This window comes from Kamptonema sp. UHCC 0994, assembly GCF_029167235.1.
GTDB lineage: Bacteria > Cyanobacteriota > Cyanobacteriia > Cyanobacteriales > Microcoleaceae > Kamptonema.
Map to the genome: position 1 here is coordinate 1 of NZ_JARFTR010000277.1, position 18137 is coordinate 18137.

The 18137-nt window shown below is 43.2% G+C and carries 21 protein-coding genes, 1 tRNA gene and 1 pseudogene; 9 read left to right on the plus strand and 14 right to left on the minus strand.

What is annotated here, in order from left to right:
• Positions 1-262: 262 nt before the first annotated feature.
• The 3 genes from PY364_RS24580 to PY364_RS24590 form a co-directional block, all read right to left on the minus strand.
• Positions 263-607, minus strand: coding sequence for a type II toxin-antitoxin system PemK/MazF family toxin (locus PY364_RS24580; RefSeq protein ID WP_275570333.1), 345 nt, complete (start codon positions 605-607; stop codon positions 263-265).
• A complete protein-coding gene (locus PY364_RS24585; protein WP_275570334.1) occupies positions 597-803 on the minus strand; it encodes a hypothetical protein in 207 nt (68 codons plus the stop codon). The genes PY364_RS24580 and PY364_RS24585 overlap by 11 nt, the downstream gene beginning before the upstream one ends.
• 324 nt (positions 804-1127) lie before the next feature.
• Positions 1128-1487 (minus strand): DUF2203 domain-containing protein, encoded by a 360-nt coding sequence (locus PY364_RS24590; RefSeq protein ID WP_275570335.1) that lies wholly within the window; start codon positions 1485-1487, stop codon positions 1128-1130.
• A 139-nt stretch (positions 1488-1626) separates the two neighbouring features.
• On the opposite strand from PY364_RS24590, the gene PY364_RS24595 reads away from it, so the two are divergent.
• Positions 1627-1908 (plus strand): DUF6439 family protein, encoded by a 282-nt coding sequence (locus PY364_RS24595; RefSeq protein ID WP_275570336.1) that lies wholly within the window; start codon positions 1627-1629, stop codon positions 1906-1908.
• Positions 1909-2039: 131 nt separating this feature from the next.
• Here the strand turns inward: PY364_RS24595 and PY364_RS24600 are convergent, their stop codons facing one another.
• The gene (locus PY364_RS24600) at positions 2040-2513 is read right to left on the minus strand and encodes an anti-sigma regulatory factor (RefSeq protein ID WP_275570337.1); all 474 of its coding nucleotides are present in this window, start codon (positions 2511-2513) and stop codon (positions 2040-2042) included.
• 244 nt (positions 2514-2757) lie between these two features.
• Between PY364_RS24600 and PY364_RS24605 the strand changes: the two genes are divergently transcribed.
• Positions 2758-3657, plus strand: a complete 900-nt coding sequence (locus tag PY364_RS24605) for an alpha/beta fold hydrolase (protein WP_275570338.1) — start codon at positions 2758-2760, stop codon at positions 3655-3657.
• A 71-nt stretch (positions 3658-3728) separates the two neighbouring features.
• Here PY364_RS24605 and pyrR read toward each other — a convergent pair whose 3' ends face one another.
• The 3 genes from pyrR to PY364_RS24620 all read right to left on the minus strand — a co-directional run bounded on the left by pyrR (position 3729) and on the right by PY364_RS24620 (position 5869).
• Complete coding sequence (gene pyrR / locus PY364_RS24610; protein WP_275570339.1) at positions 3729-4262, minus strand: bifunctional pyr operon transcriptional regulator/uracil phosphoribosyltransferase PyrR; 534 nt, start codon at positions 4260-4262, stop codon at positions 3729-3731.
• Positions 4263-4305: 43 nt separating this feature from the next.
• Positions 4306-5358 (minus strand): adenosylcobinamide-phosphate synthase CbiB, encoded by a 1053-nt coding sequence (gene cbiB, locus PY364_RS24615; RefSeq protein WP_275570340.1) that lies wholly within the window; start codon positions 5356-5358, stop codon positions 4306-4308.
• Between the two features lie 67 nt (positions 5359-5425).
• Positions 5426-5869 (minus strand): Rrf2 family transcriptional regulator, encoded by a 444-nt coding sequence (locus PY364_RS24620; RefSeq protein ID WP_275570341.1) that lies wholly within the window; start codon positions 5867-5869, stop codon positions 5426-5428.
• A gap of 369 nt (positions 5870-6238) precedes the next feature.
• Here PY364_RS24620 and PY364_RS24625 point away from each other — a divergent pair, with 369 nt between their 5' ends.
• Positions 6239-6631 carry an AbrB family transcriptional regulator gene (locus PY364_RS24625; protein WP_007354722.1) on the plus strand — a complete coding sequence of 131 codons (393 nt, stop codon included), beginning with the start codon at positions 6239-6241 and terminating at the stop codon, positions 6629-6631.
• A 436-nt stretch (positions 6632-7067) separates the two neighbouring features.
• On the opposite strand, the gene PY364_RS24630 is transcribed toward PY364_RS24625, so the two are convergent.
• The 4 genes and pseudogenes from PY364_RS24630 to PY364_RS24645 form a co-directional block, all read right to left on the minus strand.
• Complete coding sequence (locus PY364_RS24630) at positions 7068-7976, minus strand: MoxR family ATPase (RefSeq protein WP_275570342.1); 909 nt, start codon at positions 7974-7976, stop codon at positions 7068-7070.
• Between the two features lie 266 nt (positions 7977-8242).
• Positions 8243-9436 (minus strand): bifunctional riboflavin kinase/FAD synthetase, encoded by a 1194-nt coding sequence (locus PY364_RS24635; RefSeq protein WP_275570349.1) that lies wholly within the window; start codon positions 9434-9436, stop codon positions 8243-8245.
• Between the two features lie 106 nt (positions 9437-9542).
• Complete coding sequence (locus PY364_RS24640) at positions 9543-10448, minus strand: MBL fold metallo-hydrolase (RefSeq protein ID WP_275570350.1); 906 nt, start codon at positions 10446-10448, stop codon at positions 9543-9545.
• 135 nt (positions 10449-10583) lie between these two features.
• A pseudogene (locus PY364_RS24645) lies at positions 10584-11567 on the minus strand (reverse transcriptase domain-containing protein); the annotation flags it as partial.
• A 999-nt stretch (positions 11568-12566) separates the two neighbouring features.
• Here PY364_RS24645 and yqeK point away from each other — a divergent pair.
• From yqeK to PY364_RS24670, 6 genes are all read left to right on the plus strand, one after another.
• The gene (gene yqeK / locus PY364_RS24650; RefSeq protein WP_275570343.1) at positions 12567-13166 is read left to right on the plus strand and encodes a bis(5'-nucleosyl)-tetraphosphatase (symmetrical) YqeK; all 600 of its coding nucleotides are present in this window, start codon (positions 12567-12569) and stop codon (positions 13164-13166) included.
• 198 nt (positions 13167-13364) lie between these two features.
• Positions 13365-13409, plus strand: coding sequence for a hypothetical protein (locus PY364_RS28855; protein WP_343278775.1), 45 nt, complete (start codon positions 13365-13367; stop codon positions 13407-13409).
• A 15-nt stretch (positions 13410-13424) separates the two neighbouring features.
• Positions 13425-13850, plus strand: a complete 426-nt coding sequence (gene rsfS, locus PY364_RS24655; protein ID WP_275570344.1) for a ribosome silencing factor — start codon at positions 13425-13427, stop codon at positions 13848-13850.
• Between the two features lie 5 nt (positions 13851-13855).
• A complete protein-coding gene (locus PY364_RS24660) occupies positions 13856-14371 on the plus strand; it encodes a CGLD27 family protein (protein ID WP_275570345.1) in 516 nt (171 codons plus the stop codon).
• A 167-nt stretch (positions 14372-14538) separates the two neighbouring features.
• On the plus strand, positions 14539-15492 hold the full coding sequence (locus tag PY364_RS24665; RefSeq protein WP_275570346.1) for an asparaginase: 954 nt from the start codon (positions 14539-14541) through the stop codon (positions 15490-15492).
• Positions 15493-15619: 127 nt separating this feature from the next.
• Positions 15620-15693, plus strand: a tRNA-Met gene (locus PY364_RS24670).
• A 408-nt stretch (positions 15694-16101) separates the two neighbouring features.
• Here PY364_RS24670 and PY364_RS24675 read toward each other — a convergent pair.
• The 3 genes from PY364_RS24675 to PY364_RS24685 form a co-directional block, all read right to left on the minus strand.
• The gene (locus tag PY364_RS24675; RefSeq protein WP_343278777.1) at positions 16102-16644 is read right to left on the minus strand and encodes a transposase; all 543 of its coding nucleotides are present in this window, start codon (positions 16642-16644) and stop codon (positions 16102-16104) included.
• A gap of 290 nt (positions 16645-16934) precedes the next feature.
• On the minus strand, positions 16935-17240 hold the full coding sequence (locus tag PY364_RS24680; RefSeq protein ID WP_275570347.1) for a hypothetical protein: 306 nt from the start codon (positions 17238-17240) through the stop codon (positions 16935-16937).
• Positions 17241-17589: 349 nt separating this feature from the next.
• Positions 17590-17982: a hypothetical protein gene (locus tag PY364_RS24685; RefSeq protein WP_275570348.1), complete on the minus strand. Its 393-nt coding sequence runs from the start codon at positions 17980-17982 to the stop codon at positions 17590-17592.
• Positions 17983-18137: the final 155 nt, after the last annotated feature.

Sequence of the window (18137 nt, forward strand, 5' to 3'; positions counted from 1 at the left end):
GATCATAACAAGTAAAAACACTTACATTCGGTAAATTTAATAAAATATCTAAGTGAAGATCCATTGGTCGCAACCTAGTAAAATGTAGTATCTGATACATTTTACCACAGGATGCCGAAAGAGCCTATATTGATTCTAGTCTAGTCGATCGATGCGATCGCACCTACCCCACCAAAGACTTCAACATCCACCAGATCGCAATTCCCAATCCCCCCAAACCGTACAGCCTGTCAAAAAGGAGCCTTCAACCTTACCTCTAACTTCACAATCCCAAAGCTATCCTCAAAGCAGCATCTACTCGATCCATCACCGGACAAGTACCAATTACTCTATCCACTTCCCGATCCAACACTGTAGCTAAATTATCACCTACCACCACCGAATCTGCTACTAATCCCATTTGTTGACCTTCAGGACTATCTTTCACAATTAAGACTCGCGTTGATCCTGTTCTATTCAAATTAGAGGTAATCACTGCTACAAGTCTTTGGCGTAATCGTGTTTCCACGTCATCAGCTTGAACCACCAAAACTGGACGCTTTTTGAAAGTCTTAAAATCCGAATTAGGAAACCGCACCAAAATAACATCACCACGCTTATAACTCATCGTAAGCTTCCATCCCTGGTGCTTCCCAATCTTCTTTAAAACTTAGCAACCGATAGTAAGTCTCTTTAGTCTCTTCTTCCGACCATCCCAAATCAGCGATCGCCAATTCTTTCCTAGTTTCCTGAACTATTATCACACCTTTTCCTCCGTCTTTTATTTCTGACAAAAGTTGCTTATCCCTATTCTGACTTTGCATACTATGTTATTACCTTGATAGTTATCCGAATTACCCAATAAGTCTAATGTATCACTACAGACAAATAATGTGGTACATCGACAAATGGAGAATAGCAAACTCAAACTCTTGGCCTCTGGGGTGCGATCGCACCATTGGTGTCAACTTAACGTCAAACCCTTAGTCCATCAGGGGTTAAAACCCCTGTCTCAAAGATCAAGTCCTCTGAAGAGGACTAAGAAGACTTTGAAATTTAATTAGTCCTCTTCAGAGGACTTTAGTTATTAGACAGGGGTTTTAACCCCTGGCGGGTTTCAGCTTAAGTTGACACCAATACGATCGCACCTACCCCACCAAAGACTTCAACATCCAACCAATAATAATTCCCACTCCCCCAAACCGCACAGCTTGCCAAAATGGTTGTTTCAAACTTCCCCAACTAAATAGACTACTTTCCAAATTAAGCTCTATACTTTCCAATTCCTGCTGAATTTGTCGCAATTCTGCCTTAAACTCAGGTAAAGGATTTCGACGTTGCTGCTGACGAATATCTTCCCGTCGATGTCCCAGTTCAACTTGTCGATCGCGATCGCGCTTCACCTGTTCGTAACGTTCCTTAATATCCGCAAGCACTCTTTCCACTTCCTGCAATGCTTGTTCAAATTCTGCTTCACTATCACCCGACGACTCTTGAGAAGTTTTCATCCTTAATACCCTGACAATAATTAAGAAAAAATATCGGCAAATTACTTATTACTCTGTCTCTGCGTTATACTAAAAAGCTTAAGTGAATTAATTTTAAATCCCGATCGGCGATATAAACCAAACTATCTCCCTATTAACTATGCTAAAAACTACCCAATCAACCCAAAACGTTAACCTCAACGAACTTAGCACAATCGAACTCGCCCAAGCACTAGCCCAGCGCCTAGCCATCTCCGAAAAAGATTGGCACAGACTCAAAGCTAACCGCCCAGCCCGCGCCAGCGAACAAGCCGCCGCCGCCTTAGTATTTTTGCTCAAAAACCAAGCAGACGAAGCTCTACCCCGCCTCAGTCAAGCAGTAGGCTGGTTAGATAAGTCAATCTCTGCTCCCCCTTGTCCCACTCACGGACATGGTAAATAGTTCCGAATTGTGAGATTGTAGGAGTATAAAAGTAGGCGATCGCTCACCTTCAGCTTTGAGCTAATAAACTTCTTTATTAACTCAAAGGGCTGGCACGGGGACACCACCCCTACAACTCAAAATTGATTAAACTAACGCACATAAGGCAACCGAGAACGGTGGTCAACTTCTTTGCACAGAGTTAACTCTGTACCCTGAGAGTTCCACTCCACCCGATCGAAAATTTGATAAAGAATAAATAACCCCCTCCCACATTCTTGTTCAACATGGGGGGGGGGACAGTTATCTGTATGTGGATCGCACATAGATGGGGGGATACTACACTCACAAGGGGCGCAAAAGCCTGAGCCCTCATCTGATATCACCCACAACAATTGATTTGGCATAAAGGAAAAACGTACTGCAACTGTTTTGCTGGGATCTAATTTGTTCCCATGCTTAGCAGCATTCACCAAAGCTTCTTGAAGCCCTAACCGGAGTTCCGCTTTCCACGGAGTCGGAACCTCTGCTAAAAGCAGATCCAAAATAGGACAAAGGTAGAGGGTAGAAGCGAATCTAACCGTAACCCACTTGCGCCCTACGGGACGCGGAGATAAAGCAATCACTCAGAAAACTCCCTAACTGTCAGGTGGATAACATTCACGCCCTGCATAGTTGGCTCCCCTACTATTGAATATGCCCACTTAACTGAACATTGCAATTCTACTTATATTCCTAGATTATCAAAATACTTAACAAAAGTGAATAGTTTCGGAAAATATTCTTCACCAGACTGAACCTTGGGCGATCGCCATCCCCCTCCTAATTTTCCGATACAATAGTTAAAATAAATTATTAAATCTTTACATCATGCAGGCAACCCCAGCCATCACCACAACATCTATACCTGGCACTCACTGGCAGTGGCGGGGACAGTCAATCTACTACGTGCGTGCCGGAGAAACGCAGCCCCAACGCCCTCCGCTACTATTAATTCACGGGTTTGGCGCATCTTGCGACCACTGGCGGAAAAACATCACCGAACTGAGCAAGGATTTTGAAGTTTGGGCGATCGACCTTTTAGGATTTGGGCGTTCAGCTAAACCAGAATGGCAGTATAGCGGCGATCTTTGGCGCGACCAACTTGATGATTTCATCACTAATGTTATCGGTCAACCAGTAGTATTAGCTGGGAACTCCCTAGGAGGTTATGCAGCTTTGTGTGTCGCCGCTCAACGTCCAGCCTCAGCCGCAGGATTGGTTTTAATTAACAGTGCGGGGCCGTTTAGCGAACCACAACCTGCTCCCGACGCACCTCTGTTACAAACAGCCTTTTCCTCCGTAGCTAAGGTCTTATTTCAACAAGATTGGGCGAGTTTTCTATTATTTCAGTATATTAGGCAGCGATCGGTAATTCGGAAAACCCTAGAAAAAGTTTATCTCGACCAAAGTGCAGTCACAGATCGGTTAGTTGAAGAGATTTATCTTCCTTCCTGCGATCGCGGCGCAGTCAAAGTATTTGCTTCTGTCTTTAGGACACCCCAAGGGGAAAAAATAGATGTATTGCTCAGTCAAATGAGCTGTCCCTTACTAATGCTATGGGGAGAAGCTGACCCTTGGATGAATGCAGCAGAAAGAAGCGCCAAGTTTCGCCAACATTATCCTCAGTTAACAGAACATTTTATCCGTGCCGGTCACTGTCCCCACGACGAAGTACCAGAACAGGTAAACGCTTTGATCGGTTCCTGGGTGCGATCGATCGCTCTTTAACAGTTAACATCACCCTTCGTAACGCCGCCCTCCGGGCGGTAAATAAACCGCCCAGAGGGCGGCGTTACAAATTAACCCTTAATCAATTCCACTCCATCGCGACCATCCACATCTTGAACATAAACCTTCACCTGTTCCTCCTTAGCAGTCGGCAACTTTTTACCTGTAAAATCAGGGTGAATCGGTAACTCCCGATGACCGCGATCGACCAACACCGCTAACCAAATTGTTTCCGGCCGACCGTACTCATTAACAGCATTCAAAGCCGCTCGAATCGTCCTACCTTTATATATAACGTCATCAACCAACACCACAATTTTGCCACTGAGATCGAAAGGAATCTCAGTTTTGGCCGGGGTTCGGATTGCAATCTGATCCAAGTCATCCCGGTAAAAAGTAATATCCAGAGCTCCCACAAGCACCTGCACTTGTTCAAGCACCTCAATCTGATTCGCCAACATCTGCGCTAGAGCAACACCTCTAGTATAAATTCCTAACAATGCCAAATCTCTGGGATTGCCAGACTTTTCAACAATTTGGGAAGCTAGGCGGGTGACAGTACGACGCAGTTCTTCCGACGATAAAATTTCAACGATTTTAGTCATTGTTTACTGGGAGTTGGCTATTGAGTGCAAAACTGGCCAGCAGTCAAAACACAAAAAAGAAAGTATAAAGCAAAAATGATAATCCCAACCAGATCAGAAAGCAATATCTGGTCAATTGTAAAGCTTGATTGATTTTTTCCGGCGTAATTGGATGAATCGGTTCACCTAAAAACGGCTTATCTTTGAGCATCCCTCGATAGGAATTAGTACCTCCCACCTGCACTCCCAAAGTTGCCGCATAAGCACATTCACTCCAACCAGAGTTAGGACTAGCATCTTTAATGGCATCTCTTTGACATATCCGCCAAATATAGCAAGGCTTGCCAGAGATCAAAGCTAAAGTAATTACAGTTAACCGACAAGGTAGCCAGGTCAGCACATCATCAAGTTTGGCACTGAACCACCCTAAATCAGTATAAGGCGCTTCTTTATAGCCCACCATCGAGTCTAATGTGCTCGCTGCTTTATAGGCGATCGCAAAAGAAACCCCCAAACAGAGCCACCCTCCATCAGCAGAAAACATCCCACCGCTAACAGATAATAATATCTGACTTGCAACAACCCCAACCACCCCATAAAATAGCGGAGCCATCACTCCATCGACAGCATTTTCCGTTACAGTTTCTAGTACCGCCCGCAGAATTTCCGACCCAGATAAATTTTCTGTATCCCTGCCCACATAAAAGCTTAACCTTTCCCGCGCCTTGACTAAATCTCCACTATTTAAAGGATGTAGCACGTCTTCAGCGGCTGCTCTCAAACTTCTACCAGCAAAACAGCTTGCTAAAAGGATACTTTCTAGTGCGATCGCCAAAATAGGGTCAACCCAGTTAGCAACTTGCACCGCCAACCAAACCAAATATCCGCTACCAATAACCAGGGCGATCGCACCTATTGAACCTACCAACCGTAGCGACCGCACAGACATCTTATCTGTGGGATTATTCCATATATTAAAGACAACTTGAGTGTAGCGATCGATTAGCCAACCCATCACCCGTACCGGGTGCGGCCAACCCCAAGGATCGCCAATCAAATAATCCAAGATAGCAGCCAGAAGTAAAACAGCAGCAGGCACAGCATCAGACACCAACATCAATAAATTTGTCCTCAATCTTCATTGCCGGTATTAAGAATCTTTAACCCTTTTTATAAGCGATCGCTTAAATGATAAAGCTCGTTTCTTCCCCTTGCGCCGCTTGCCAACTGCGAACGTCATAGTATAAGTCTTCAAGCGAAATACTGTAAAGAGCTTCGGTAATTTTTTTGTGCAAACGGTTCCACAGAGAGAATGTCACCCAATCCTCTGCAAGCGTACCATCTGGGGAATGACCGGCCAAAGGTTCAATTGTTTCACCTACAGCCTCTAAGATTTGTCCGAGAGAGATCGAAGCAGGTCGTCTTGCCAATTGATATCCTCCTTGAGTGCCACGAACTGATAGAACTAAACCAGAACGCCGCATCTCAATCAACAACTTTTCTAGATAAGGTGCAGGCAACTCTTGTCGGCTTGCGATCGCTTTTACAGAAGCCGGCCCATAACCAGGTTGTGAGCTCAGATCGAGTAACGCCTTTACACTATAGTGTCCGCGAGTGGTTAACTTCATCGACAGTCAGATCTGGGGCAAATATTTAGCTAGCTGATAGCTCATAGCTTACGCTACAGAGTAAATATATCTTGCACTCAGAAGCATTCCGGCAGTAAATCTCGTGCAATCTTTCCAATAACTTATCTGCCAGAATGCTTCCCCTCTACAAAACTGGGATGCTCCAGTTGAGAGATTGCTTCCACTCGGCAGCTACTCCTTAAGAAAGACTCGATTTATCTAAAATATTTTTAATCAAGTGGTTAACTATTTAGCAAATCAGTGTAATATAGTTTTACGACCAGCTATAAAGCTAAAGTTTCTTGGTCATAGCAAAAGTAAGCCAAGAAAAAAATCGTACACCTGTAGTTGACTATTTCGGAACAGAAGATGGCTAAAAAGAAAAGTATCGAGCCCCTAGAAGGCGAAGCTCTCATCAAGAAAGTTAAAGAGCTAGAGAACCTTACTAAGGAAGAAAAGGCGAGAGCCTGTGGTTACTACACCGTTACCAAAAATGGCGTAGAACGGGTTAACATGATGAAGTTCCTCAATGCTCTCATTGATGCAGAGGGTATCCAGCTTGACGGCAAGCAAAACGGTAATGGACGTGGTGGACGTTCTGCTAGCTATCGAATCAGCGTTCAGTCTAACGGTAACTTACTGATTGGCGCAGCTTATACCAAACAGATGGAACTTCAACCTGGAGATGAATTTGAAATCTCTTTGGGACGTAAGCATATTCACCTGCGGCAAATCGATCGAGAAGAAGAAGAAGCGGTCTAAGCTTCATCATCTAAAACTTTCCTCATCACCCCTGAAAGTGTACGGCTTGTATAAATGGTGGCAATGGCTGGATAACGGCCACTGCCAGCGCTTATATTGTTGTCCTAAATAATTGTATTTCTCCGCTACATCTTTACTATGTGAGCAGGGAAATTTTCATATAACTGTTAGGAATGCCTGTAAAGGTTTCCCTCTGCTTAGCAATGGCTATCTCTTTACAGGCGTTACAGTATTACCCGATGGAACAATTCAGGCTGAGTTGTTACCGTTCCGCCAAGGAGTCGATGATGCTTGAACAGTTCAAGGAATGGTATATCGAGCTTGGTAATACTTTTGATAAACTAAACATTTGAATTACGCTCAACAGACAAGTAAGGTGAGCATTGCCCACCCTACAAAAGGTTATATTTCAGATCGAATTCAAAACTGTTATCATCTAAGGAATTGGCACAGAGTGTAAAAGGCGATCGATAATAGTCTTAGAACGCCGCCCACCTGCCGGAATCAAGCGATGAGAAAGTACGTGGGGCGCGAGTTCCTTCACATCGTCAGGAATAACATAGTCCCGTCCCGATAGAAACGCCAAAGCTTGTACCGCCCGATGCAAAGCCACAGCACCGCGAGGACTCACACCTAAAGTAATTTCCTCATCTTCCCGCGTCGATCGCACCAAATTGACAATATACTCCTTCAACGAATCCTCAACCTTCACACTCGCGCATAAGCGGCGTAACTCTAGAATTTCATCCAAGCCAAGACAAGGTTGTAACTCCTCAACCGCAACAGCATCAGAAAGCCGTTGTAGCATTTGCAACTCTTCCCCTCCTGAAGGATAGCCCAAAGTCAAAGACAGCATAAACCGATCCATCTGCGCCTCTGGCAGAGGAAAAGTCCCTTGATACTCAATCGGGTTCTGAGTAGCAATTACAAAAAACGGGCTAGGAACAGCGCGAGAAACTCCATCTACCGTTACCTGCCGCTCTTCCATCACTTCTAGCAAAGCAGACTGGGTTCGTGGCGTAGCGCGGTTAATTTCATCCGCTAACAGCACGTTTGCAAATACCGGCCCCGGCAAAAATTCAAACTCCCCGCTGCGAGGATTCCAAATATTAGTCCCAGTTATATCCGTCGGCAATAAATCTGGAGTACACTGAATGCGCTGAAACTTGCCAGCAATCGATCGCGCCAAAGACTTAGCTAATAGAGTTTTACCGACACCGGGAACATCTTCTAACAAAGCATGACCCCCGGAAAGCATCGCCACCAATACTAACCGAATACTATCCGCTTTACCGACAATAGTTTGACTCAGATTTTGCTTGAGCCGTTCAATACGATCTTTCATAATTGCTAATTGCTAATTGCTAATTTTTATTGCTCATTCATCTAAACTTATGCACCCTAGACTGCAAATGATTATAGGGGCTAGAGGTTAGGGGAAGAAGGGAAGAAGGGAAGATAAGGAAGAAGGAATAGGCAATTTTCAGTCAAGGTTTCAGGAATAGGAGTTAAGCAGGCCTTACGTAACGCCGCCATCTTGGCGGTAAAAGAACCGCCAAGATGGCGGCGTTACGGGTATTTTTGCGTAAGTCCTAAGCAATTCAAAACCTCTTAATCACCTTGTTGGTTACTATACAGCAACTTTCTGGCAAATGCACAGTCTGACTGAATTTGAGCCTTTAGGGCTTCCAGAGAAGGAAACTTTTGTTCAGGCCTCAAAAAATTTTCCAGGCTTACATTTAAAGTTTTGCCATACAAATCCCCTGAATAATCTAACAGGTGAACTTCCACAGTCGGACTAACACCTTCCACAGTAGGACGGCAGCCAATATTCATCACCCCTAATACTGGAGGATGGAAACTTTTAGGCATTAGGTTCATTGTCTCAGGTCTGAGCTTAAATTCTCCTTTTCCTGAAAACTCTTCCTCCGTTTCTTCTTCGATAACAACTCGCACGGCGTACACGCCAAAACGGGGCAAAAACTTTTCTGGGGGTGACAGAAGGTTAGCAGTCGGAAATCCAATAGTTCTGCCAATTTTTTGACCCTCAACAACTACTCCACACAAACTATAAGGGCGACCTAATAATTGGTTTGCTTTCAGGAGATTGCCATTTTGGAGAGCTTCGCGGATTGCAGAACTGCTGATCCTTTCTCCTGCGTAAGTGTAAAGTGGTACTAGAGTAGTGTCAATGCCGTAATTTGCAGCGATCGCGGCCAAATCTGTAGCTGTCCCGGCTCGTCCTCGCCCGAAGCGAAAATCCAATCCTACACTAATTCGTGTTGCTTGCAATTGCCGCACTAAAATTTCTTCAACAAACTGTTTTGGAGTCAATGCAGCCAACTCTCTATCAAAGGGCAACAATACCAATTTTTCCACACCCATTGACTTGAGTAGGGCTAATTTTTCTTTTAGCGGCGTTAACATTTTTCTCGGTTGACCGCTAAAAAACTCTTGTGGGTGGGGGCTGAATGTTACCACCGTTGCACAAGCTGGTTCTAGTAGATTGGATTTGTAGCCTTTGTTGTTGATTTCAACTATGGAGGGTGAAATACCTAAATTATCATCATCAAGCCTTCGATAAAAGGGCTCAGCCAGCTCTAAAATCGGCGCTAAGGCAACATCTAGGTCATGGCTAGATCGTCCCTCTGACCCTCGTGGGGGAATAACCAGAGGAGCGAGGATTTCAGCTCGATTTAAAATGGGCAGCACAACTTGTTGGTGTCCCAGATGTAAACCGTCAAAATTTCCCAAGGCAACGGCAGTCGGAGTCAAAGCAGCGGCAGAAGAATAAGTTACCCACACGCTTAACATTTTGACACATTTAGCCGTTGCGCGATCGCCCTTGCTGAATTTAGATTTTTGAGCAGCGGATTTTGGCTGTGACACCCGATTTAAAATTTAAAATCCGCTATGCAGATACCTTAACTTCCGATTGTACAGACTCCTCAACAGCACCATTAGTTGGAGGCACTAACTGGATAGACAAACCTTCTCGTGCCATTAGGCTATCAGGGAACTTTTGAGCAACTTGCTCTCCGATGCGATCGAGAAAATCGTCATTATGTAAAGGATCGTGGTGGAAAATCACCAGCTTTTTGACATTTGCGGCCTTAGCAACCTTCACTGCTTCTTGCCAAGTCGAGTGTCCCCAGCCGACTTTTGGAGACTTCTCGGAGTAATATTCTTCATCCGTATAAGTAGCGTCGTAGATTAGCACGTCAGCATTGCGGGCCAGGAACAACACATTTTCATCCAAGCGATCGGGAAAATGTTCTGTATCCGTGACATAAGCTACTGCATATCCTTGCCAGTTAACGCGGTAGCCAACAGCTTCCCCAGGATGGTTTAACAGAGCATTTTCGACTTTAATATCGCCGATTTCTACTGGCTGGCCAATTTCGATATCGTTGAACTTGAGGTCAGCCCCCATAATTTGCAACGGTACGGGAAAATTGGGGTGAAGCATTTGGTCATTAAGCCGCTGCTGAATAGTAGCCCCATTGGGAGCTATAGCTCCGTGAATGCGAAAAGAATTGCATTTGACAAAAGCAGGGACGAAAAACGGAAACCCCTGGATGTGATCCCAATGGGAGTGAGTGAAGAACATATAAGCTTCTACAGGCATTTGGGACAGGAGACTTTGCCCCAGAACCCGCAATCCCGTACCGCCGTCAAAAATCAGGCGGTGAGTCCCCACGCGCATTTCTACACAGGGTGTATTACCGCCGTAGCGCACTGTTTCTGCCCCTGGAGAGGCGATGCTGCCTCTAACGCCCCAGAAGTGAACCGTGAATTGGTTTTGCATACTAGACATGGGTTTTCCTGCAAGATTTCTTAGGCGATCTATCGGTAAAGTGTTTACATCTCGGTAAGGTGTTAGAGTCGATAGGAGCGTTGCCACTCCTACCTCTCCTTCAGAACCGTGCATGAAACTTTCGCTTCACACGGCTCCTTGATAATCCCATCCTTCAATCTCAATGAGGGTGTGGGTTAGTTTTGTCTTACTCGGTTTTAATTCCAATCCCATATCACTTAACCATTCTGTGATTATCTCCTGACATTTCTTGACTACGTTTAAATCCTCATGGAGGATTACGAAATCATCAGCATAGCGGATTAGGCTGAGGGCCTGACGGTTAGTCCATTTGGCCCCTTTTAGTGTTTCCGCATACTGTTTAACTCTTTCTTCCATACCGTGTAAGGCAATATTCGCAAGTAGGGGAGAAATTACCCCGCCTTGTGGTGTACCCTCATTAGTAGGGAATAATTCTTTTCCTACACAGAACCCCGCTTTTAGCCATGCTTTAATTTGTCGGCTTAGAGTGGGGTATGTGTTTATTTTGGAGAGTAATGCTTTGTGGTCTATGTGGTCGTAGCATTTAGCGATATCAGCGTCCAAGACATACTTAGCCTTTTGATTGATACCGACATATATTGCCTCAATCGCATCGTGACAGGAACGCCCTGGTCTGAAACCGTAGGAGTTAGGCTCAAATTTTGCCTCCCACTCCGGTTCTAGCGCTAATTTTACCAGCGCTTGTAGTACGCGGTCGTCAATCGTTGGTATTCCTAGTGGTCGTTCTTCATCTTTTCCGGGTTTTGGAATCATCACCCTACGAGTGGCTTTTGCCTTGCCCGTGAGTCTCAAACGCCTAGCCAAGTTAATACGTTGCTTTGGGGTTAACGATTTAACGCCATCCACACCAGCAGTATTTTTACCTTGGTTATCTTGTGACACTTTACGTACCGCAATACATTTTGCTGACCAGGAATGAATCAGGGTTTTCTGAAGTTTACGAACTGCTTTAACATCTCCACGTTTACTCGCTTGGAATATTCTCTTTTGCAACTTAAAAGTTACCCGTTCTAGCTTGCGCCAATTCAGGTCTTTCCACTCCACCGTCAGATTGTTCTGCGTTTTAGATGTATACATTGCTACTAGGTCTTACTCCCTTGGAATTACCGTGTATCTGTCTGCATATCCCTCAAGTTACTGAGGGCATTCGCTTTTGATACAATCCCACCCCTAATTACCGTTCGTTAGCTACTTACTGGTTATCGACCTTGCCAGAGATAATTAGTTGGGTTACTTCGTTCCGATTACATATTTGTTTGAGTCTTTAGCGTGATGTTATCCACCGGGTTTGCGGGCGGTGCTTATAAGCCGGGGCTACAACCGCTTATGCCCTAACCTTGCCTTTTGGCTTGGTGTTTGTCAGTCTTTTGCCGTGTTTCTCAACGGGTTTATCCTTGACTCAGCCATTACACCATTATTCGTGACGATGGTTCAAACACATCTTTGCTTTCGCTACACATAGACTCTTGCTCGACAGTTACCGGGTTTGGCTCCTAGTAGTTCTGCCTTTTATCCCCGCTTTAGTTTATTAGTTGCTACCCAATAAACTAGGGGTCATGCTTTCACCGCTGCACTTGCGGGGAAGGACTTACCGCACGGCGGTTCACCTTCAAATGTAACCAGTTGTCACCAGTTTTATCAACTGGGCTAACCGTCCCGTAAACCTTTCAGCTCACTTTAGGTTAAACGAATCGCACATGAGCCATCAAACCCAGGATCTCTGGCGTTAGAGTGAAGCGCAACCTTGCAATGTGCGCTTGTCTCGGCTGCAAAACGCAAGCAAAACTATTGGGCTTGATAACTGAGTTAAGAAATTACAAGGTAGACGACTGTTGTCTGGAGTGCAAGTATTTTCCCGACTCTTCACTAGCCTAACCTCCCTAGATACACTTTGGGGTAGAGTTGGGCAAGAAAGGTTTTTCTTCTGCGGTTGTCTTTCCCAGAGAGATGCACTTGCGACCAGAATTCAATGGAGCGCCCTGTTTTGAGCAATTGAATTTTGGTTAATTCAAAAAGCTTAGCAGTTTAGAGCTATTCTTTCCTACTATAGTTCTATAAAGATATTATCAGCAGGCTATGGGCGATACTTTGGCAATATCGGGGCTGCGCGATCGCGTTTTAGTTTGGCTTGCAGATCGCGTTCCACCGGCTCGGATCGAGCATATTCTTGGTGTTGAGCAGATGGCCGCTGAGTTGGCGATCTTGCATAGCATAGATGCTGCTAAGGCGCAAGTGGCAGGTTTGATGCACGATTTGGCTAAATACTTTAAGCCCAGACTTTTATTAGAAATGGCTAAGACAGAAGGTTTAGAGTTAGACTCGGTATTAGAGGCCGCGCCCCACCTGCTACACGCTAATGTTAGCGCGGCTGTTGCCAGAGACGAGTTCGGAGTGCAAGATGAAGAAATATTGCAGGCGATCGCGAATCATACTCTAGGAAGACCTAGTATGAGCCAGCTCAGTTGTATCGTGTTTGTAGCCGATGCTTTAGAGCCGAGCCGGGGTAATAGCCCGGAGCTAGAGGTAATGCGATCGCTCAGCCAAAAAAATCTTCATGCAGCCGTTTGGCAAACTTGTGATTATTCTTTTAAATATTTGCTAGAAACTCGCTGCTTAATCCACCCGCGTACCATACTAACTCGCAATTGGGCGCTACAAATGTCTAAAGTTGGTTAGTGGTTAGTTGTTAGTTGTTGATGGTTAGTGGTTAGTGGTTAGTTGTTAGTTGTTGATGGTTAGTGGTTAGTTGTTAGTGGTTAGTTGTTAGTTGTTGATGGTTAGTTGTTAGTTGTTGATGGTTAGTTGTTAATGGTTAGCAATTAGCAATTAGCAATTAGCAATTACCAATTACCAATTAGCAATTACCAATTACCGATTACCAATTACCAATTACCGATTACCAATTACCAAATCTATTAGGAAGTTAAAAATTTGATGACAAATAACACCCAAGTCCAATACTCTTCTACTAAAGTTACAGCGATCGCAGGCAATTCCTCTGATGAAAGCCGCGCCCTAGCTTTTACAATTGCCGAGGCAGCAGAAGACCGCAAAGGGGGTAATATTGTATTGCTTCAGGTATCAGAAGTATCTTACTTGGCAGACTACTTTGTGATTATTACGGGGTTTTCTAACGCGCAAGTACGAGCTATTACCCAAGCGATCGCTCATAAGGTTGAAATAGAGTGGCAGCGGATGCCCGTGCGAATTGAAGGGCAAGGAGAGGGGACTTGGGTACTGATGGACTACGGCGATGCGATCGTCCATATCTTAATGCCTCACGAACGCGAGTTTTACAATCTAGAAGCATTCTGGGGTCATGCCGAACGCATTCACTTTTCTGCCGCCCTCAGAGGATAGCAGTTATGAGGGATGCTTCAGTTTCTACCTGTCCAGTTCCGACCGAACAGCAACCAGTCAACGAGTACCAAGAGCTTCAAGAGTCTTGGTTTTTTAGCTGGGTAACATTAGAGTGGCCTAGCTATCTAGCGAAACTCGCCTGGTTGTGGGGATGGAGTTGGCTGGTATCTGGGCCAATTGCTGCGTCTAGCTTTGCCCCTCTCAAGCATCCGATTCAGTTTATACTTAGCGGTGCGGCTGGTGCTAGTTTGATCTTAGGATTGGCATTGCTGCGGCTTTATTTAGGTTGGTTGTACGTGCGATCGCGCCTCGCAAATGCTACTGTTGTTTACGAAGAGTCTGGCTGGTACGACTGTCAATCCTGGCCTAAAACTCCTGAAGTTTTGCTCCAAGACCAGTTAATTGTCACCTACCAAGTTCAACCGATTCTGGAACGATTGCGTCAGACTGTTTATGGTTTGATTGCGTTTCTATTGGCTGGCGGCATAATTTGGTATTTTTTGTTAGTAGTTAGTGGTTAGTAGTTAGTTGTAAGGTGGGCGCTGGCCGACAACCATCTGTAGCTATGAGCGATAAGTCTTTTTGTGGCGATCGCCCACCCTACATTTAGCTAACAGCTAACAATTAACAACTAACAACTAACAATTAACAACTAACAACTAACAATTAACAACTAACAAATCTAAATATGACAAGGGGAAAACGAACGCAAGCGCGAGAGTTGGAAGTCAGACTGTTGCGGGATGGCGTAATTGAATCAACGCACCGCGTCCAGGCTGCTGTTTGTGACAATCGGGGCCGCGTTCTATCCGTTGCTGGCAACTCGGATACAGCTACATTTATCCGTTCGGCGCTCAAACCATTTCAAGCGTTGGCTGTCACCACTACCGGAACCTTAGATCGTTATGAACTTACGGATCGAGACTTAGCGATTATTTGTAGTTCTCACCAAGGCACTATTGAGCAGGCGCGACAGGCATTTAATGTGTTATGGCGCTCTCATGTTGACTCGTCGAAACTCCAGTGTCCGATTCCAGAAGGGAAAACTAGCCCTCTGCAATACAATTGTTCTGGGAAACACGCGGGGATGTTGGCGGTGTGTCAGCAACGCCATTGGCCGCTGGAAACTTATTTGCGGCGCAAACATCCCGTACAACAGTTGATTTTGACGAAGGTTGCGGAGATGCTGGGGATGCCGGCGGAGGAGTTTATCAGTGCCCGCGATGATTGTGGGGCTCCTACTTATTTTATGCAGTTGGGGCAAATGGCTTCTCTGTACGCGCAGTTGGCTTCCGGTGACAATTTGGATATGGAGCGTATTGTCCGTGCTATGACTCATCATCCGGCAATGGTGGCTGGCGAGGGTAAATTTGATACGGAATTGATGCGGTTGAGTGAGGGGGAAGTGGTGAGTAAATCCGGTGCGGAAGGGGTGCAGTGCATTGGCCGGGTTGGTGAGGGGATGGGTTTGGCGATTAAGGTTACGGATGGGGCGAAGCGGGCTAAGTATGCGGTGGCGATTCATTTGCTGAAGCAGTTGGGCTGGATTAGTCCTGCGATCGCGGAAACTTTGTCGGAAACTTATATGACTTTAAGTGACTTCAAGCGCTTGGAGGTGGTGGGGGAATTGTCGATGCTGTAATGTAATGCAGGCTGTGAGGGGGGTTTGGCGATTCCTAAGTCGGGGATAAAAAAAAATTAAATTATTTTCGATTTAGGGGTTGCAATTTTTAGAAGGTTAGGTTATATTAATTAAAGCAACGAAGCGACGCGGGATAGAGCAGCCTGGTAGCTCGTCGGGCTCATAACCCGAAGGTCAGTGGTTCAAATCCACTTCCCGCCATTTAGTTAAACAAACTCTGTAATCTTTAAGGTTACAGGGTTTTGTTTTTGGAAACTACTATTGCTGGTTCCTTTGGCTAGGCAATTTCTCTCAAATTTCTCTCAAACTCATTCCAGACTATCCTCAAAATAACAGGTCAACCTAGCTGATAAGTAAGTTAAAATAATATTTTTGTATAGATAAGCTTTGTTTATTATTTCTGATGCCTTTGAGTTGTGTAGCTGAAAGACTCACCAAATCCCCTCAGTAGTCTCCAGCACAAGCAATGATAATTTTTTTAAATAACTTAAGAAAAACAATTATATTTTATCTATATCAGGCAACCCAGAGCTAAGTCTGACCTTTTAAACAACAGATGCAGATATTCTCAACTAATCAGATTATTGATAATTAGAAACCAATAGTAAATTAAATGGTAGATAATATACCTATAATCAATTTAATCTTGTTATTAATTCCCTCCATCACACCACTGGTTGTTTTATTAACAAAATAATGACAAATTTCTTCAATGTGCTTTTCTAAGGTATCAGCAACTTGACCTAAAATAATCCGAGCATAAACTAACCATTTTTTTAATCTTCTCAATCCAATTTTAACTGTGGTACTCGTTTCATAAATATCTCGCAATTCATTTTTTAATTCATAAGCCATGCTTAAACAGGGAGAGTGACTTAATAATTGTTGTAAATCAGATTTTTCTGAATCAGTTAAATTTTCGGGATTTTTCAGAAGTAAACAGCGATTTTTTAACCCTTTTAAATCTAAAAGTAATCGCATTTTATTTAAAGCTTTATTTACCAGTTGCATGACATGAAATCTATCAATTACAATTAAAGCGTTAGGAAAAACCTCTCTAATAACTTTCTGAAAACCGCCCCACATATCTACACTTACTTCCTTGACATTCTCTCTCATAGCCTGTGGTTGAGACTTTAATTCTTCTATAATTTAATCACTTTTATGGGAATCTATGACTTCCAATAATGACCCTTTATCCAGATCGCTAACGACGGTCACAAACTTTCTTTTTCTGCGAGCGGTTCTTGAAAAGATATTTTGCACTTGTTCGGCACTTAATTGTTCATTATAGCTCACTTGTTCTACTGTTAACTCTTTGACTCTTTCATAAATATATTCTTCATATCTTTTGGTATAATTTCTCCCGGTTTCTAAAAAATCTAAAGCTTCAGTTGAATATTTTTGACAATCGTGGCAATAAATTTGTCTTCTCGGTACTTTTAGGTATACTCCTTGACCACAAATTGATAAATCTCTGATTGTAATGGATTATTTTTTATAAACTGGATAGTTGCTTTATCATAAGCATCTACTACAAAGAAATCACTCTCAAAGAATTGTAATATATTTCCATCCCAGGATGAATTACTTTTTAGGACTATGTTTTCTATTAATTCATAATTATTAAAACTAATTAATTTAGTATCTATGGGTGAGTTTAGTAAACTTTTTTCTATGTAAGATAAGTAAGCTTTTATAGCATCAATGGTTTGTGCATCATCTGTATCTTTTAATTCTCCTATCAATCTATAAAAATCATTTATAGTTGTGCTATTTATTTTTAGAATAGATTGTAGAGGATCTTCATCAAATATAAGAGTTTTGTGTTTAAACTCAATAAATAAAGCTTTCTGATGGGTAGTTAATACAGTATCATCAGAGTTATAACAAGAGAAAGTATTTTCTCTATAATCTTTTAAAATCCCACTTGATTTAGCTTGGTTAGAGAGATATCTGTTAACTTCTAAATTTGCTCCTATAGAGTAGTAATAATTTAGTCTATTTTTAATTTCAATAGATAGTTCAGCAGGTAAATCTGGTGTAGCTAAACAAGTCTTTTTAAATCTAGTTTTAATTTCATCTTTTAGAGCATGATTAGGTAATGCAATAGTAGCTCCTTCTAAATTTAGGAGATTCTATAGAACTACTAAAAGTCTCATAAGCAAAAGTACAATCTAAACCATATTCTTTGAGCCTGGTTAATGCAGCATTAAAAGTTATTCCAGAATCAAAATCAAGAGCAAATATTTGTTGAGACTTCCATCCTTCATTACTTCTCTTGTTTTTAAAAAATACATTAGGTATAAAAGTTTTACCATTAGGGTAAGTTATCTCTTTGGCTAGTTCTTGGATTGTCAACTCTACAGGATTATTTACAATCCTAGAGTTAATTAGTTTAATATCTTCTTTATCTGGTTTGGCTTGATAGCTTACATGGTCTAATAGTAGGTTAATTTTTACACTGCAATTATTATCTAATTCTTTCATGGTTTTTAATTATCTTGAAGTTTATTATTATATAGCAAATTCCATGTATCTGTGGTACACTATGTTCAGTAGCGATCGCAGAAAAAATGAAACCTTATTTGATCGAGTTTCGCCAAAAAATAGTTAAAGCCTATGAACAAGGAGACACATCAATT

Bases quoted from the DNA above. Each gene is read 5' to 3' on its own strand.
- PY364_RS24580 (WP_275570333.1), bottom strand. From the start codon at position 607: ATGAGTTATAAGCGTGGTGATGTTATTTTGGTGCGGTTTCCTAATTCG.
- PY364_RS24585 (WP_275570334.1), bottom strand. From the start codon at position 803: ATGCAAAGTCAGAATAGGGATAAGCAACTTTTGTCAGAAATAAAAGAC.
- PY364_RS24590 (WP_275570335.1), bottom strand. From the start codon at position 1,487: ATGAAAACTTCTCAAGAGTCGTCGGGTGATAGTGAAGCAGAATTTGAA.
- PY364_RS24595 (WP_275570336.1), top strand. From the start codon at position 1,627: ATGCTAAAAACTACCCAATCAACCCAAAACGTTAACCTCAACGAACTT.
- PY364_RS24605 (WP_275570338.1), top strand. From the start codon at position 2,758: ATGCAGGCAACCCCAGCCATCACCACAACATCTATACCTGGCACTCAC.
- pyrR (WP_275570339.1), bottom strand. From the start codon at position 4,262: ATGACTAAAATCGTTGAAATTTTATCGTCGGAAGAACTGCGTCGTACT.
- cbiB (WP_275570340.1), bottom strand. From the start codon at position 5,358: ATGTTGGTGTCTGATGCTGTGCCTGCTGCTGTTTTACTTCTGGCTGCT.
- PY364_RS24620 (WP_275570341.1), bottom strand. From the start codon at position 5,869: ATGAAGTTAACCACTCGCGGACACTATAGTGTAAAGGCGTTACTCGAT.
- PY364_RS24625 (WP_007354722.1), top strand. From the start codon at position 6,239: ATGGCTAAAAAGAAAAGTATCGAGCCCCTAGAAGGCGAAGCTCTCATC.
- PY364_RS24630 (WP_275570342.1), bottom strand. From the start codon at position 7,976: ATGAAAGATCGTATTGAACGGCTCAAGCAAAATCTGAGTCAAACTATT.
- PY364_RS24640 (WP_275570350.1), bottom strand. From the start codon at position 10,448: ATGTCTAGTATGCAAAACCAATTCACGGTTCACTTCTGGGGCGTTAGA.
- yqeK (WP_275570343.1), top strand. From the start codon at position 12,567: ATGGGCGATACTTTGGCAATATCGGGGCTGCGCGATCGCGTTTTAGTT.
- rsfS (WP_275570344.1), top strand. From the start codon at position 13,425: ATGACAAATAACACCCAAGTCCAATACTCTTCTACTAAAGTTACAGCG.
- PY364_RS24660 (WP_275570345.1), top strand. From the start codon at position 13,856: ATGAGGGATGCTTCAGTTTCTACCTGTCCAGTTCCGACCGAACAGCAA.
- PY364_RS24665 (WP_275570346.1), top strand. From the start codon at position 14,539: ATGACAAGGGGAAAACGAACGCAAGCGCGAGAGTTGGAAGTCAGACTG.
- PY364_RS24685 (WP_275570348.1), bottom strand. From the start codon at position 17,982: ATGAAAGAATTAGATAATAATTGCAGTGTAAAAATTAACCTACTATTA.